Source organism: Opitutia bacterium ISCC 52, assembly GCA_014529675.2.
Taxonomy (GTDB): Bacteria; Verrucomicrobiota; Verrucomicrobiia; order Opitutales; family UBA2995; genus UBA2995.
The window spans coordinates 4,108,627-4,124,366 of the sequence record CP076040.1; the positions used below are offsets into that span (position 1 = coordinate 4,108,627).

At 48.7% G+C, this 15,740-nt stretch carries 14 protein-coding genes; 3 read left to right on the top strand and 11 right to left on the bottom strand.

Translation table 11 applies throughout. From position 1 onward, the window contains the following. Window positions 1–7 precede the first annotated feature (7 nt). The 9 genes from GA003_17530 to gspG form a co-directional block, all read right to left on the bottom strand. Window positions 8–637: a hypothetical protein gene (locus GA003_17530; GenBank protein ID QXD27792.1), complete on the bottom strand. Its 630-nt coding sequence runs from the start codon at window positions 635–637 to the stop codon at window positions 8–10. Beyond that, complete coding sequence (locus GA003_17535) at window positions 634–2,691, bottom strand: hypothetical protein (protein QXD27793.1); 2,058 nt, start codon at window positions 2,689–2,691, stop codon at window positions 634–636. The genes GA003_17530 and GA003_17535 overlap by 4 nt, the downstream gene beginning before the upstream one ends. 135 nt (window positions 2,692–2,826) lie before the next feature. Beyond that, window positions 2,827–3,369, bottom strand: coding sequence for a hypothetical protein (locus GA003_17540; GenBank protein ID QXD27794.1), 543 nt, complete (start codon window positions 3,367–3,369; stop codon window positions 2,827–2,829). Then, entirely contained in the window at window positions 3,366–4,601 is a 1,236-nt protein-coding gene (locus tag GA003_17545; protein ID QXD27795.1) for a hypothetical protein, read from the bottom strand. The genes GA003_17540 and GA003_17545 overlap by 4 nt, the downstream gene beginning before the upstream one ends. Before the next feature lie 40 nt (window positions 4,602–4,641). Next, window positions 4,642–5,745, bottom strand: coding sequence for a general secretion pathway protein GspK (locus GA003_17550; GenBank protein ID QXD27796.1), 1,104 nt, complete (start codon window positions 5,743–5,745; stop codon window positions 4,642–4,644). Window positions 5,746–5,831: 86 nt separating this feature from the next. Continuing rightward, window positions 5,832–6,494 carry a hypothetical protein gene (locus GA003_17555; GenBank protein QXD27797.1) on the bottom strand — a complete coding sequence of 221 codons (663 nt, stop codon included), beginning with the start codon at window positions 6,492–6,494 and terminating at the stop codon, window positions 5,832–5,834. Next, the gene (locus GA003_17560) at window positions 6,491–6,967 is read right to left on the bottom strand and encodes a prepilin-type N-terminal cleavage/methylation domain-containing protein (protein ID QXD27798.1); all 477 of its coding nucleotides are present in this window, start codon (window positions 6,965–6,967) and stop codon (window positions 6,491–6,493) included. Before GA003_17560 ends, GA003_17555 begins: the two co-directional genes overlap by 4 nt. Then, window positions 6,964–7,458: a prepilin-type N-terminal cleavage/methylation domain-containing protein gene (locus tag GA003_17565; GenBank protein QXD27799.1), complete on the bottom strand. Its 495-nt coding sequence runs from the start codon at window positions 7,456–7,458 to the stop codon at window positions 6,964–6,966. The genes GA003_17560 and GA003_17565 overlap by 4 nt, the downstream gene beginning before the upstream one ends. A 20-nt stretch (window positions 7,459–7,478) precedes the next feature. After that, window positions 7,479–7,934 (bottom strand): type II secretion system major pseudopilin GspG, encoded by a 456-nt coding sequence (gene gspG / locus GA003_17570; GenBank protein QXD27800.1) that lies wholly within the window; start codon window positions 7,932–7,934, stop codon window positions 7,479–7,481. Window positions 7,935–8,136: 202 nt separating this feature from the next. Between gspG and GA003_17575 the strand changes: the two genes are divergently transcribed. From GA003_17575 to GA003_17585, 3 genes are read left to right on the top strand one after another with little or no spacing between them, the layout of a single operon-like run. Next, window positions 8,137–9,276 carry an NAD(P) transhydrogenase subunit alpha gene (locus GA003_17575; protein ID QXD27801.1) on the top strand — a complete coding sequence of 380 codons (1,140 nt, stop codon included), beginning with the start codon at window positions 8,137–8,139 and terminating at the stop codon, window positions 9,274–9,276. An 11-nt stretch (window positions 9,277–9,287) separates the two neighbouring features. After that, window positions 9,288–9,575, top strand: a complete 288-nt coding sequence (locus GA003_17580) for an NAD(P) transhydrogenase subunit alpha (GenBank protein QXD27802.1) — start codon at window positions 9,288–9,290, stop codon at window positions 9,573–9,575. A 2-nt stretch (window positions 9,576–9,577) separates the two neighbouring features. After that, window positions 9,578–10,999, top strand: coding sequence for an NAD(P)(+) transhydrogenase (Re/Si-specific) subunit beta (locus GA003_17585; protein QXD27803.1), 1,422 nt, complete (start codon window positions 9,578–9,580; stop codon window positions 10,997–10,999). Between the two features lie 7 nt (window positions 11,000–11,006). Here the strand turns inward: GA003_17585 and lnt are convergent, their stop codons facing one another. Continuing rightward, window positions 11,007–12,710: an apolipoprotein N-acyltransferase gene (lnt, locus tag GA003_17590; GenBank protein ID QXD27804.1), complete on the bottom strand. Its 1,704-nt coding sequence runs from the start codon at window positions 12,708–12,710 to the stop codon at window positions 11,007–11,009. Window positions 12,711–12,744: 34 nt separating this feature from the next. Further along, window positions 12,745–15,735 (bottom strand): preprotein translocase subunit SecA, encoded by a 2,991-nt coding sequence (gene secA / locus GA003_17595; GenBank protein ID QXD27805.1) that lies wholly within the window; start codon window positions 15,733–15,735, stop codon window positions 12,745–12,747. Between the last annotated feature and the right edge of the window lie 5 nt (window positions 15,736–15,740).

Consider the following 15,740-nt stretch of genomic DNA (forward strand, 5'->3'; position numbering starts at 1 on the left):
ACAAAAATTATTGAGAGCCCCCATTAGGCTGATTGGTGCCACCAGGCGTCGGGTTCGTGTCTCCCGGCTTAGGTTGCTTACGCAACTTCTCCGCCAATTCGGCACGTCTTGCTCGTAGAGTCTCTAAGTTCCTACGGGTAGGACGTTGGACGGTTTGTTGTGTGCGGGATAATGTTCCGGTGGGAGAAACGGCTTGAGGCGTTGTTCTGTTGGCCGTGCCCGAGCTTGAAGCCTGAGTAGCAGGCCGGGGAGCCGCTCTGATCCCGGTTGGAGCAGAATAGTCATTCATCTGCATTTGCCGTGAAAGGTTTTCCGCTTCGGAGTGAATGACTACGCTATTCTTCTTCGAGTCGTAACTCTTAATAACCAAGCCATCCAACTCCACCCCTTGTGGTAACCATTTGCTCTCTCGTGTATAGGGGTTGTAGACAGAAAAAATATACTCACCGTCTACAGAAGTAATGCCTCTTAACTGCAACTTGGCTAAAGATGCGGGACCCTCAGGAGCTGCCGTTGTGGTGGATTGAGAACTTCCAGGAGGTGCGAAAGGCCAGTTATCCAATAATGGTATACCTGTCTGTGCATCTGAAAAAGCAGCCGTACCAAGGAACAACAAAACTAACGCAGTAGATTTCATTTGTTGAATCCTTTTCTAACGGGTTCAGCACTCGCCGGTTTTACATCTGCATCGGTTGAAACGCGAATGTCACCTGACAAGGCTCTTGAAATAAGCTCTGGGTCGGAAAAACGATTAGCTGAATCAAGCGCATCCTGGTTTGCATCTGAGGAGGTCCTCAGAATCTTTGGACGGATGAAGAAAATAAGTTCTGTATCTCGAACGTCTAGTGACTTAGGGCTGAAGAGGAGATTTATGATGGGGATTTCACCCAGTATACTCACTTTGCTATTAGTGTTCTCAGTGAAGGCTTCCTGGAATCCCGCCAATGTTATCAGCTCACCATCGGAAACAGTAAGAAAGGATGATGCCCGCCGGGTAGTGATAATCGGTTGTTCATTCCCATCAATTTCAATAGTGCCACCTAAATTGTCTACGACCTGCTCAATCTCGATCTGAATAGACCCATCTGCTCCAATCAAGGGTGTGACCGTTAACTCAATTCCAATATCTCTATATTGGACCGAACTGGAAAGTGCGCCACTTACTCCACTCGTTTGTGTACCCGTTACCACGGGTCGGGCTTCACCCACCACTATATTTGCTTCCTGGTTGTGAGTTGCGACAATCGTCGGGACATTAATCAAACGAATATTGCTTTTGGCCTCAGCTATACCGAATACCATGTCAAAGGTCAATGAAGATGGGGAAATTCCTTCTGCCCCCTCTTTTGGAGTTACATTGAAACCGTCTCCCCATTCAAATCCGTCAAAGGTACTGGAATCCCAAGTTCCATTATAATTAAATCCGAACTGCTTGATACCGGATGCATCTCTATCCGTCAGACTCACTTCGGCGATCACCACATCGATGCGAACCTGTGGCAACAGAACATCAATCTTTTCAATCAATTGCTTGGCTTGCTCAATGTCGCGCTTGGTTCCGGTTACGATTAGGGCATTGCTCCTCTCATCCGCAACAATGGTTAGAAGCTCACTAAACTGTAGACCATATTCGCCGGAGCCCTCTCCCCTGGTTCCTCGAACCGTCACCGATGGAGTTGGTTGAGGGGCTTGTGCAGCTTGACCGGCTGCAGGCGTCGGGCGTGTTTGTGGTTGACGATTGTTTTGCCCGGTGGAATTGGGATCTGCCTGCCCAGAAACAATCTCATTCAAAATACCGGCAATCTCGGCTGCATCCCCATGCCGCAAAGCAATGGCTTCATTAAATACTGACAGTCCTTGGTCCTTATCAATCTCGAAGATGAACTGCTCAATGATGGACAAATTGCTCGGATGCGTCACAACGATCACTTGATTGGTGCGCTCATCAGCACGAATCGTGGAATTTGCATTCAAGTATTTGCCATAACCAGCGGCAATAATGCTATCCACTTGGGCCACTATGTCCGCGGCAAGCGCATGCTCGATGTCGTAAAACTTAACTATGACATTGGGATTCGATGGACGATCTACTTCATCCAGAATTTCCTGCACACGCTGCAGATTCACCATACTGTCAGTGATGAGCATGGCATTCGCTTTTTCATAGAGAAAAATCTGACCCGTCCCGGGACTCAGGAATGGTTGGATGAGTGGTTGAATCTCGGCGGTCGTTAAATGCTGTAAAGTAAAGAAGCGCGAGTAGATCCCATCCGTTGCCGAATTATCTGCCAATTCACCCTCGGCAAACTGTGGGGTACGACCCGTAACCGAAGAAGAAGGTACTACCTTTAGGAAAAGTTCTCCCTGTGGGATCACTGCGATACCATTGAGAGCCAATAAGCTTTCCAAAGCCACAATCCGTTCGGCCACCGTCAATGGTTTCTGACTGGTAAAATTAAATAAGGGTGCAGGAAGCCCTTGAGGTCGGATAATGGAACGACCCGTAAGTTTCTCAAGCAGGGCTAAGACCGAGTCCACGGAATCCCCACGAAGAATGAGTGGGGCAACCGCGCTGTTTTGTGCATGGACCTGCAGCACTGTAACAGGATTTGCCAATGCAAGTATCCACAAGAATAGAAGCCCTTTGATACCGAAGGCGCGGCTAGAATGAAATGTCCGTTTAGGAGTCATAGCTAAAGTCGATGGATGATTCGTTAGACCGGAATCCCAAAATATTGAGTTTGTTGTGCATGATCACTGAGTATCTATAATAACAGCCAAGTTCCGGGCTTTGAAAGTCTAACATAGTTTTAACGCTGATAATCATTATGGGGATGCAGACATTTCCAGTGAGGATATAAAGAACTGCACGTTCATGAGATTGGAGTCGGATCGATCAGAATTCATAGTGATTCGATCCAGGGTAACATAAGGCACCAAGGTCTTGAGTTTTTCAGACAAGCGCAGCACCTCTTCTTTATCCGCACGATTCACAGACAAACGAATATTGTGGAAGGTAAATAGCGCTCCCGATTCTGTCTGCGGACTATTGATGGTGTAATTTTCAATGTCCATCGGCTTGATGAGCTCTGAAATCCGGCCAAGCAACTCAGTACTCGAGAGTGTTTTAGATGAGTCCAACTCGGAGGATTTTTCGATGAGTTGTGTTTCTACGTAGTCTTTTTGAGAAAGAATCATCTCGTATGCTTCGATCTGGGTTTGTGTCCCAAACAAAAGCTTGAACCCCGTATTGTATCTGGAGAACGAATACGACATCCAAACGATCGCAATAGCTCCAATGAAGAGCAGGAGCAGGAACTTCTCCCGAGTGCTGGTCTTCTTGTAGAGTTTTCTTAAGTCGGCAATCATGAGTCGGCCAGGAAGGATTGTGGCTGTAAGCTGCCGGGTTCAAATGTGACGGTCAGACGAAAGGTTCCACGTCCTTTATTGTCCCTAAAATTGCTAATTTCGACCAGGGAGAGTATTCCAGTATCTTTGAGTGTTTTCTCAAATCCATCGATTTCCGATGCATTGAGGGTCACTGCTTCGATCTGCAAAGAATTTCCCCCGGCCGCGGAAATCCGCGTGAAGTAGATATTACTCGGTCGAACCATATTGATCGCATTCAACATCTCAAACGGTAAGAGCTGGTTCGTCGTGATCTGGTTGATCTTGGCGAGAATGTCCATCTTCTGTTCAACATCTTCTGCCTTAGGTCGTGCTTCGGCAGCGATCGCCAACTCCTTCTGGTACCATTTGTTTAAAGCAATGATTCCAAACTCAGATATGCCAAGGAGTAGAAATAGAAAGAGCACGATTACACTAGCTCCCCAAAACCAATTGGTCCATCCGTACCGCTTTTCGAGAAGCTCTTTTTCTTCCGCCTTGCGGATATCCATAGCCCACAAGCTGCTACTGGTTGGGACTTCCACTCGCCAAGGATCCCCTCGCTCATCTCCATAGGGAACCAATTCAATGGCAGGTTTACCCTTGGCATCTTCCTGGTCCCAGTTCCTGTGGTAAATAGTTTTGCTTACTTCGACCAAATCGAAATTGCTAACTGGCTCCGCGAGGTTTGATTCCTCTACTCGGCCCACCTGCGCTCTAATTCGTTGAATAATATGCTCCTTTGTGGTCTCCAAATCTTCGCGAGAGAACTCCACATCCAGCGTAATTCCAACCACCGCCTGTGGAACAGAATCGTTAGCAGGAAGAAGAATCCCACTGAGCGTCGACTCGTGGATCAGGAAAATCAAGGTCGAGGAGTCAAATTTCAGGCCGAATGTTTGGGAGAAATCTGGGAAAGCATAGTCAAACAGTTCTGCCTCTGCTAAATCTTTCCGCAACTTCTGGTCAAAGGCGGTATAGGCGAAGGCACGATGGCTTTCCTCATCAAAATAGTAGCCCCAATTGAGCTGCTCCAGATTGAAAGGAGAGATTTCCTCCACACTCAACTCAGCAAACTCATCGATTTCTTTAGCCTTCAGTTCTTCGGGTACGGCAAAGGCCCGCGTCACAAACCAGTTTCCAGGCACGAGTAACGGCTCGATCGATTCTTCCGATCCGGCGAGTTGTTGGATCCATTGCGGGAGCTTAGGCATCAAAGGATATTAAAGCGAGGCTAAGGGCTTTTGTTGAGGGTTAAAGTACAATTTCATTTTCGTATATTTGGACGACAGCAAAAGGATACTGCAGGTTTCCAATTTCAGTGCTAAGTTCAGTGTTGTCTTCCACAGAGAATACCTGCTCCTCTCGGTTAAAACGATCAAAGCTTGTATTTTGGTTACCCGGAAGTGAGCCGCCCATGGAAACAAGGGCCCTGAGCTCAAATACACTCAATCCTTGTTGAGCACGTACAATAATAGTGAGCCACTGAATTTCGCTGGAAACGGTGACTCCAGGGATACCATCTCGGATCGACACAGGAACCTGACTCGTATCTGTCAGATAGCGATCATCAGCAGTCCCACGCACTTCGTCTTCTCCAGCGAGGTATTCCCAAAAAGAATCCTGCTCAAAGTTAATGCCTTCTTCACCCAAGGTAAATAAAGACGCATCAGCGCTGTTAATATTAACATTCCCATCGTTTACCGGCGAAAAAAGAGATTCCAATCTATCGTGTAACTCATTTGGCCGGCCATAGATGTCGAAAAATGTTTCCTGGAATCCGCCAATCAGGGCCAATTCCTTCAAGGAGCTGATAGGCGCATTGGCTGGCTCATAGGGGATAGGTGCATCCAGATAATAGTCGTTCTCGGCTCCATCAGGACGCTCCAAATCATCTTCATCCACCCAATCTTGAAATTTATCCACCAACTCGGTAGCCGTGTAGTCATCAAATCCCAGATCACTTAAAATGATCGTGAACATAATGTCGTCATTGTAGAGACTTGAGAAAGGCAGCTTACCCGATTCGTCTTGAAATTCCACCGTGACGGTTGCTTCTGGGAAGGCGATTCCAGCAAATTCCAGCGGATCCTGCCAACCTTGGGTGGGCGCATACATGGCACTATCATATTCGGCATATTCGGACATGACAGCCAAAGTCACTTCCAAGCTCGAATAGGCCACACGACGTAGATCGCTCTCCGCGTTCTTCATCGCGTTCATCTGGATGTGAGGGAGAATTTGCTCCATGAACTGCACCATCAGAATACTCAGCAGAAAGATCATGCCCATGACGAAGATAATGATGCTACCTCGCCGGGATGATTTGGACTTAAACTGGATCTTAGATTTTGACATTATACCCTCATTGGAAACGTTTCAAAACGAACGATTTAGTTTTGCTCCCTCATGTTCCGCAATTAACTGATTTTTGAAATCCATGATCAAAAAACGGGAAACCCTTCATTTGCGCTGGGTAGGTTAATCATAAACGTCATGGCATCTTCATCTTCGATATCGGATTCGAAGGTTACCTTTATACGATTGGGGATATCATAGAGCCGGTCCGTATTGCGGCGGGGTTCCGGTTCCTGTTCCCACAACTCACGCTCAACATCATAATAGTGATACTCTATTCCAGTCACATATTTGGATAACAGTGTTTGCCTGGGCACATACTCTTCGAAGTCTACCTCGAGTCTCGATTGCCAATAGAGAACCAAGCCTACGTCCTTAACGACTTCCAACTGGTAAATTACGTAGGGTAGCTGCTGATGCTCCCAGGGAAGAATCCCATCACTGTCTTGCACCTCCCACGTCAGCAAAGGAGTTCCAGAAGTCGTAAAATCGCCCGATGTATGATCGAGGAAAACATAAGCTAATCCGCCGGAGTCAACAGGCATGGCCCGCTGAAATCCACGCTTCAGAAAATCGACTACCTGACGGCTATGCACTTCCATGTTACGGACGGGAGTCGTTCCACGCCAGAGGTCACCCAAGCTGACAGTCAATAAAAGCACAGAAGTCATGATCCCGCTGGCCAGAAGAATGGCCAGTAGGACCTCTAAGAGCGTAAAGCCGTTCAACTTCTGATTCCGTGGGTTCATATTCCTTTAAAGTCCCACCCAAATTGTTGATCGTCTCGGAAATCCTGCATGCGTTCCTGCAAATCTTGCCGGGCACGCTCCACTTCATCGAGCTCGCTCCAAGAAGGTCGCAGCAGGTAAAAGAGTTGAGTTAATTCCATTCTTTCACCCTCCGCATCCACCATATCGACAAACATATTTACCGCAAAGAGATTGGGGATCTCAGTCATCTCGATCTCTGAGTACCAGTTTCCGGTCACTCCATTTCCCATATCAAACTCATCTCCATCCATGGCTTCCTCGATATCGCTGATGAGTTGCAGGTCGGCTCTTACGTATGCGAGCTCTTCCTCAAAATTGGTCTTGATGCGGCTGGCTTCAAAATTGCTCAGAATGTTTATGTAAGAGGCAACCAGGACCGTGGCTGCCCCGGCAAAGATCACCACAGCAACCAAGACTTCCAGAATAGTGAACCCCTGTTGATTAGTCTTCATCCGTTTCGCTCACTAAAAAAACCAGTGAATGGTTCTACAACGAGTTCCCGTTCGCGATCTCCAGCCACAAGCTGAACTTTGAAAGCAGCCGAGGTCGCATCAGGATACAGGATGACACTTTCAGCGACAAACCAATCCGGGTTCTCAAAGCTCTCGCCTTTGTAACGAGGCTGTTGGAAGAAAAAGCTTACTTCCATATCCGGTCCTTCATCCACGTCTTCAAATCCATCAACTTCGTAAGTCGCGACCACCTCACTGCGGAGCAGCACAAATCGCCTGGCTTTCTCGTCCCAAGTTAACTCAATAGACTCGCGATCCTCGAAGGCCATCATGCGCCCTTCCGTTTGCGCCAATACAAAGGAGCTCTCCAGCTCCGCAAGTGGATCCTTATCGAGCAAGGACTCCATGTTGACCGCAAAAATGACCCAAGCAGTTCCCACCAACACGATTGCAAGTAGAACCTCAAGCAGAGTAAATCCTCGCTTGTTCATAGTGTGGGACATGGCGGGGACTATTGCCAGTTACCTATGTCGTCAGCGCTTTCTACGCCATCTTTGCCAAAGGAGTAAATATCGTAGCTATCCGGATTGTTCTTTCCGGGCATGCGGTATTGGTACTCGGAACCCCAAGGATCACTTGGAATCTCATCCATGTATGGCCCCTTCCAGTTCTTTGCATTACTAGGAGCTGTAACGAGTGCTTGAATACCTTCTTCCGAATTTGGATAGCGGCCATTGTCGATCCGGTATCTAAAAAGCGAAGCTTTCATCGTATCGTTCACAAAAATGCGAACCGTGTCCTCCTGGCCTCCACCAAGAATTTTATCGACGTTCATCAATCCCAAGACCACAAGCCCACCAAGTAAGGCCATGACCAAAAGAATTTCCATCAAGGTGAAACCGCTTTTGCGACGGTTGGATTTCTGAGAATTAGGAGAGCTTGTCTTATGCGTCTTAACGTTGTTCATAGTTTCATATAAGCTGTTGTTTAAACGTTAGTTCCAGTCAATAGGGTTACGGTTCCCCTTTCGAGAAAATTTCTTACCCAAATCAGCTGGGGAAAAGCCTATTTTACAGTTTAGTGAAGATTCCTGCTTTTCATTTCATCCTAAGCAAACCATATTCCAAGACTTCAGACCGCTTTCTTCTCAACACTAAGCTCACGAGACTATGGATGGTTTCATACCGAAATCTAAAATCAATGGCGAGAACCGCACCGCACTCACACCGGACTCTGCTGGCAAACTCATCTCTTTGGGCCTCTCCCTGAACGCGGAACCAGGCATCGGTATCAAGAGTGGATATAAAGACAATGACTATGTAGCCGCTGGCGTGGCCATAGCATCTGATGATTCAACTCTCGGCTCAGCAGACCTCGTTCTAGGCTTGGACCTGCCGACACCCGAGCTCATTTCGCAAATGAAAGAAGGTAGCCTCTTCGTCGGTTACCTGGATCCCTTTTTCAATCTGGAACTTCTCAAGGCTTTTGCGACGGCTAAAGTAAATGCCATTTCTATGGAAATGATTCCGAGAACTACTTTGGCGCAAAAGATGGACGTGCTGAGCTCTCAAATGAATATCGCTGGATACTTCGCTGTGATTAAAGGGGCCGAACGCCTCAATAAGGTGCTCCCGATGATGATGACCCCTGCGGGCACCATTTCGCCCTGCAGAGTTTTTGTAATCGGCGTCGGCGTGGCCGGCTTGCAGGCCATAGCGACGGCCAAACGACTCGGCGCCAGAGTAGAAGCGTTTGATACCCGCCCCGTCGTAGAAGAGCAGGTGAAATCCCTCGGAGCCAAATTTGTGAAGATCGATCTCGGAGAGACCGGGCAAACGGATCAGGGGTACGCCAAGGCCCTCACGCCAGAGCAAATCGAAATGCAACAACAGGGAATGGCCAAAATCTGTGCTCAGTCGGACATCGTCATCACCACTGCCAAGTTGTTTGGACGCAAAGCCCCTACCCTCGTTACCAAAACCATGATCGAAGGGATGAAGCCTGGCTCCGTAATCGTCGACCTCGCAGCCGCTGGAGGTGGAAACGTCGAAGGCACTGTGCTCAACGAAGAAGCCATCACTGACAACGGTGTCATTATAGTCGGAGACGGTTGCTTGGAAGGGCAGGCCGCCTACCACGCCTCTCAAGTCTATGCATCCAATATCGCGAATCTGCTCGAACACTTTTGGGATCCAGAAAGCAAAAGTCTGAAGCTCAACCTCGATGACGAGATCATGCAGGGCTGCCTGCTCACGCACAATGGCGAGGTCCGCCATCCAACTTTCATTGAGAAACTAAAGGAGGCATAAACAACAGAACTATGACTATCATTCTTCTTCTCTTTATCTTTACTTTGGCAGCGTTCCTGGGATTCGAGCTGATTGCTAAAGTGCCCTCCCAGTTGCACACGCCTCTCATGTCGGGTTCGAACGCGATATCCGGCATCACCATCGTCGGGGCCATCTTGGCGACCATGCATAATCCGCAAGGAACGATGGCCATGGTTCTCGGCTTAGCCGCGTTGGTGCTGGCCACCATCAATGTGGTGGGCGGTTACTTGGTCACCGACCGGATGCTGAGCATGTTTAAAAAGAAAGGGGGCAAGTAAGCATGGAAGCCTCAAGCCTCATTAATTTCTTTTATATCGTTTCTGCGATTTTGTTCATTCTCGGCATCAAGATGCTGGGATCAGCCGACACAGCACGCCGAGGCAATGGGCTCTCATCGATCGGCATGCTCATCGCGGTAATCGTCACACTCATAGATAAGCAAGTCTTCGACAGCTGGGTCTGGATTGCCGGTGGTATCGGGGCAGGTGCAGTCATAGGATTTGTAGCAGCCAAGAAAGTCCAAATGACCTCCATGCCCGAATTGGTTGCCCTATTTAATGGATTTGGTGGATTGGCTAGTTTGTTCGTAGGGTGGGCAGAGTATCAGAAAATCAAAGACGCCAACGGCGGACTGGTAGGTAACCTGCTAAACCCCAGTCTCGATCACTTCACTGCATCGGTCGTATTTCTGGCTGTGTTTATCGGTGGCATCACTTTCACAGGTAGTATCTATGCCTGGGGCAAACTCTCCGGCAAAATTGGCGGTCAGGCCAAAGTCTTTAGTGGGCAGAAAGCCTTCAACATGATGCTCATGCTAGGGGTGCTTGTTTGTGGTGTTCTTTACGCAGCCGCACCCAATGGGGAAAATGCTTACGGACTATTTTTGGCGATCGTGGGGCTATCTCTCCTGGTCGGTATTTTTGGTGTCATGCCTATCGGCGGTGGCGACATGCCCGTGGTCATCTCATTGCTCAATAGTTGCTCGGGGCTTGCGGCCTGCGCCGCGGGTTTTGTGATTCAAAACAACGTATTGATTGTCGCTGGCTGTCTAGTCGGAGCCAGTGGCCTCATCCTGACCATCATCATGTGCAAGGCTATGAACCGGACACTGGCCAATGTTCTTTTTAGCGGCTTCGGCGCCAGCGCACAAAAGACCGGTGGCAAGCAAGAGGGTGAAATGAAAGCCATCAGCGGAGAGGATGCCTATTACGTATTGGAAGCGGCTAGCAGCGTGGTGTTTGTTCCCGGATACGGCATGGCTGTTGCTCAAGCTCAACATGCAGTAAAAGAACTCGGCGAAATTCTTGAAGAGAATGGGGCCGAAGTGCGCTACGCCATCCACCCGGTTGCTGGTCGCATGCCGGGTCACATGAATGTACTCTTAGCTGAGGCCGACGTGCCTTATGAACAACTTTCCGAGATGGACGACGTGAACCCTATCATGTCGACCGTCGACGTAGCCATTGTGATTGGAGCCAACGACGTGGTGAACCCGGCGGCAGGAGAAGATCCAAGCAGCCCGATCTACGGCATGCCCATTATCAATGTCTTCGAAGCCAAAACTGTGTTTGCCCTGAAACGCGGCCAGGGAGCTGGCTTCTCAGGTTTGGTGAACCAACTCTTCTTCCGAGAAAATACGAGAATGCTCTACGGAGATGCGAAAGCCACGGTCACTGACTTGGTGGGACAGTTTAAGGACTAGCGCAGATCTAAGAATCTTCAGACCCGGTAGGACTGATCTTCAGGTCCTTGATCGAATCCCATTCGTCATCCTCTGAGACATGGGTAACATCCCGTCGCAACAAGTAATAGAGTAATCCGATTATCACCAAACAGACCCACAGGAACCAATTACCATATACCACATAGAATGTGAGATTTCGGTAGGTTTTAGGATTATAGGTTACTTCAAAGATTTTGCTTCCACCATAATAAATGGACCCGTCAGGTGACTTCATAACTCGCTCGGGCTGTCGGACATTGTTCTCATCAATCCACTCTCCCCATCCACCAAATTCGTCGATCCATCCGCTCCACCCATTGTTGCCTACACGCACAACAGGGCGCGCAGTCTCCACAGCTCGAAGAACAGAGTGAGCAGCATGCTGATAGGCTGCGCCTTCTTCCCCGTACCAAGCGTCGTTTGTAACCACGAATAGTGCCCGCGCACCATTTAGGACAGTTTTGCGTGCCAAAGACGGAAAAATATCCTCATAACAGATAAGCGCACCGACGGGAAGTTCACCCGACTCCAGTTGAAGACGAAGCGGAGAAGAAGATTTACCTGGAAAAATATCGCCACCAATAGGCACAAATTTTTCCAAGAAAAACAAAAAGTTTCTGAAAGGAATGTATTCCCCAAAAGGGACCCGTTTACGTTTCTTATAATAGGGTCGATCCAAGCCACTCTCCGGATAAAGGGCCATAAAACAATTGTACCAGGGATCGTCACTCAAGGTCGCTCCTTCAGCGGCTAAAGCTCCCATCAATAACGGCCCACCAAAGTCATTCGTCAACTCCTCCGCCCAGTTTTGCATAGCAGGGTCACCAATAATGGCGTAAGGTAAAACCGCTTCAGGTAGGACGGCAATATCGGCTCCGATTCGTTTTTGATAAAGCAGCTGGTCCCGAATATTGTTCATAATATCTGCCGCTTTGGATGAATCCCACTTTTCATTTTGGGGAACGTTGGGTTGAATAAGCGCAGCCTTAAAAAATGTTTCCCGTACTCCACGTTCGAAGCGCATTTGAAATAAGCCCAAGGTGAAAAATATCCACACAGCCATACCGACCAGGAATTCCGGACATAGATGAATCCAACCCTTCCGTTTCCCTTTGAAGAGATGCCGTAGGTAAAAAGCAATGGTCATGCCTACAAACAACAAGAGGAATGAGACGCCATATGAACCTGTGAGCGAGGCAAGCTGCAGAGTCAATGGACGGTCCCATTGGGAAGCAGCCAATGGCAACCATGGGAATCCACTAAGAAATATACTGCGAACAAACTCCAACAACGACCAGACACTACATACTCCGAGCATACCGAGTATCCGCATAAATGCGGAGCCATCCTTAAAGCGGGGCACAGCCCACCAAACAGCCATTGCCCAAACCCAGGGAAACAACGCGAGAATGGTCGACAGGAAAAACCAGCCTACCCAAGTCACATGACGTAACCAAATAATCAATACAAGCCAACTCAACCAAAATGCTGCACCCACGACTCGGGTGAGTTGCTTGCGGCTTGGCTGCTGATAAAATAACCAGAGAAAGGCGGGGACCGGAACCAGGTAGGCCAGTTCAGGAATGTCAAACGGCGCGAAAGAAAAGGTATGAAAACAAAAGGTACAAAGAAATGCACCTAAGGCCCAATACTTGGTAACCGGTTTGTTCTGCGATATGCTTTTGCTCATTCGATTTACCGCAACGGGTAACCCGACTTAAACATCAGGAGCCGTGACAGTGCTTATATTTTTTACCACTTCCGCAAGGGCAGGGTTCGTTGCGCCCAACCTTAGGCATCTCGCGTTTAATCGGTTCTGCCTTCTGCTTTGCAGCAGGGTTCATCTGCGGCTGAGGTCCGCGTTGAAGTTGCGGAGGCAAATTCTGCTGCTGACCACCTTCGGCAGGAGGCGGAGCTTGAGCAACACTCAAACTTGGCTGCGTAGCCTGAGCTTTATTCATCCGATCCTGGAGCGCTTCGATGATATTCTTCTCTAACATAACTGCAGAGCGGAAGAGCGAAGTCGCAATCTGGGTACGAATACTGGCTTCCATTAGCTCAAAATAGTCGAAGGCTTCTTTCTGATACTCGTGAAGTGGGTTCTTTTGCCCAATGGCGCGGATTCCTACACTGCGTCGCAGATCTTCCATCTCAGTAAGGTGATCTTGCCAATGACGGTCGATCGCTGAAATAACGATCCAACGCTCGAGTTTCTTAAAAGCGTCTGGCTGTTGCAGGTCTTCCTTCTTGTCGTAGGCCTCGGAAATCTTCCCAAAGATGGATGTATGAGCCGTTTCTTGATTCGTCCAATCGACATCATCTTCCTGAATGGCAATTGGGAAGTGAGTATTCACCCAGCGCAAGAGTCCGCTGATAGTTTCGTCATTTGCATCGGACACGTAGAGCGAGTCATCATCCAGGCGTTCATCGAGCTCTTCTTTGATCATATCATAGATGATCATCTTCGGCTTTTCGTCGTGAAGGGCGCTGTTGCGCATTCCATAAATGACTTCACGCTGGGTATTGAGAACGTCATCATATTGGAGCAAACGCTTCCGAATCGCGTAGTTTTGCTGCTCCACTTTCTTCTGCGCACTTTCGATGGAACGATTCAATAAAGGGTGAGCTAACTCATCTTCCTCACTAAAGGATTTCTCCATGATATTGGCAATGGGGCCCGGTTGGGCAAACAAGCGCATTAAATTATCTTCAAGAGAAATGAAGAACTTCGAAGCACCCTTATCCCCTTGACGAGCACAACGACCGCGAAGCTGTCGATCGATACGGCGAGACTCGTGACGCTCAGTTCCCAGAACCAAAAGTCCACCCAGCTCTTCAACGCCGTCACCGAGCTTAATGTCGGTTCCACGACCAGCCATGTTGGTAGCGATCGTTACGGCGCCGCGTTGACCTGCACGGGCGACAATTTCAGCCTCCTTACCGTGCTGCTTCGCATTCAATACCGTGTGCGGTATATTACCCCGCTTCAGCATGCGGCTTAACAACTCCGATGCTTCTACAGACGCAGTACCAACGAGTACCGGTTGCCCTTGGTTGTGAGCTTCCTGGATATCGGCGATGGCCGCGCTGTATTTTGCCCGGCGCGTTTTATAAATCACATCGTTGAGATCAGATCTTTGATTCGGCTTGTTGGTCGGTACGACCATGACCTCCATGCTGTAAATATCGAAGAACTCGGCCGCCTCGGTTTCTGCTGTTCCAGTCATACCAGACAGCTTCTCATATTGGCGGAAGTAATTCTGAATCGTAACGGTCGCGTAGGTCTTGGTTTCCTTTTCGATCGTAACGCCTTCTTTAGCCTCCACTGCTTGGTGCAGACCTTCACTCCATCGACGACCTGGCATTAAACGGCCGGTATTTTCGTCAACGATTTGAACCTTGTTGTCCTGCACGACATACTCGTTGTCTTTTTCGTAAAGCGAGTAAGCGCGTAAAAGCTGACTAATGGTGTGAATTTCCTCACTGGCCTTCTCAAATGCTTCTTGATGGATCGCCTTCTGCTCTTCCCGTTCGCGTTCATCCATCGATTCGTATTTGTCCAGATCGCTAAAGATACTGGGCAGATCGGGCAGCATAAATGCATCTTTGTCGTTGGGTCGGAGAAAATCTCGGCCTTTTTCCGTCAAGTCGGCCTGATGCTGCTTCTCGTCGATCACGAAGTAGAGCTCTTCCTTCAATTCAAAGAGCTCTTGCTTGCGAAAGTCGTTATGCATTTCCAGGTCAGCCTTCTCAATCATCTTTCGGCTCGGACCCTCTTCCATCATGCGGGTGAGTTGCTTGTTCTTGGGCATTCCCATGCGCACCTGAAGTAACTGCATACTCGTAGCAAATTCGTCTTCCAGCTCGCCCTTCTCCATCTCAGCCTTTGCCTTGGCCACCATGTCGTTACAAAAACGATTCTGCTGACGCACCAAGCGTTCGATGACAGGTTTGAATTCGTTGAACGGAAGCTCTCGGGTAATCTGAACCGGGCCCGATATGATCAGCGGCGTTCTCGCTTCGTCGACCAGAATGGAATCCACTTCATCCACAATACAGAAGAAGTGATCCCGTTGAACCTGGGCGTCAGAAACCATGGCCATGCCGTTGTCGCGCAAGTAATCAAAGCCAAACTCAGAAGCCGTTCCATAGGTGATATCGGCCTGATACATCTCCTTCTTCTGCGGGAGAGGCATGGAGTTCTGGATACATCCGACGGTCAATCCCAGGAATTTGAATAGATAACCCATCCATTCACTGTCTCGATTGGCCAAATAGTCGTTCACCGTAACACAGTGACATCCACGAGCAGGTAGGGCATTCAGATACAGGGGCAAAGTGGCCACAAGGGTTTTACCTTCACCGGTCGCCATTTCCGCAATCTTGCCACTATGAAGAGCTAAGCCACCAAGTAGCTGCACATCATAGTGAACCATATTCCACTCGAGTGGATGGCCATTTACTTGGTGAGTCTGGCCACACATACGGCGCGCGGCGTTTTTTACAGTGGCAAAAGCTTCTGGCAGAATGTCTTCCAGCGTTTCTCCAGCCTCAAGGCGCTCACGAAATAATTCGGTATTATGACGCAGTTCAGCATCACTTAGCCGTTGGTATTTCTCTTCCAGCTCATTGATTCGGTCGATGATCGGCTGAGACTTCTTAATGAATTTCTTGTAGGGCCGATCAGCAAATCGTTTAAAGATAAAGGACAGCATGGTGC

Bases quoted from the DNA above. Each gene is read 5' to 3' on its own strand.
- gspG (QXD27800.1), bottom strand. From the start codon at position 7,934: ATGAACAACGTTAAGACGCATAAGACAAGCTCTCCTAATTCTCAGAAA.
- GA003_17580 (QXD27802.1), top strand. From the start codon at position 9,288: ATGACTATCATTCTTCTTCTCTTTATCTTTACTTTGGCAGCGTTCCTG.
- GA003_17550 (QXD27796.1), bottom strand. From the start codon at position 5,745: ATGTCAAAATCTAAGATCCAGTTTAAGTCCAAATCATCCCGGCGAGGT.
- GA003_17535 (QXD27793.1), bottom strand. From the start codon at position 2,691: ATGACTCCTAAACGGACATTTCATTCTAGCCGCGCCTTCGGTATCAAA.
- GA003_17560 (QXD27798.1), bottom strand. From the start codon at position 6,967: ATGAAGACTAATCAACAGGGGTTCACTATTCTGGAAGTCTTGGTTGCT.
- GA003_17540 (QXD27794.1), bottom strand. From the start codon at position 3,369: ATGATTGCCGACTTAAGAAAACTCTACAAGAAGACCAGCACTCGGGAG.
- GA003_17545 (QXD27795.1), bottom strand. From the start codon at position 4,601: ATGCCTAAGCTCCCGCAATGGATCCAACAACTCGCCGGATCGGAAGAA.
- GA003_17585 (QXD27803.1), top strand. From the start codon at position 9,578: ATGGAAGCCTCAAGCCTCATTAATTTCTTTTATATCGTTTCTGCGATT.
- lnt (QXD27804.1), bottom strand. From the start codon at position 12,710: ATGAGCAAAAGCATATCGCAGAACAAACCGGTTACCAAGTATTGGGCC.
- GA003_17555 (QXD27797.1), bottom strand. From the start codon at position 6,494: ATGAACCCACGGAATCAGAAGTTGAACGGCTTTACGCTCTTAGAGGTC.
- secA (QXD27805.1), bottom strand. From the start codon at position 15,735: ATGCTGTCCTTTATCTTTAAACGATTTGCTGATCGGCCCTACAAGAAA.
- GA003_17565 (QXD27799.1), bottom strand. From the start codon at position 7,458: ATGAACAAGCGAGGATTTACTCTGCTTGAGGTTCTACTTGCAATCGTG.
- GA003_17575 (QXD27801.1), top strand. From the start codon at position 8,137: ATGGATGGTTTCATACCGAAATCTAAAATCAATGGCGAGAACCGCACC.
- GA003_17530 (QXD27792.1), bottom strand. From the start codon at position 637: ATGAAATCTACTGCGTTAGTTTTGTTGTTCCTTGGTACGGCTGCTTTT.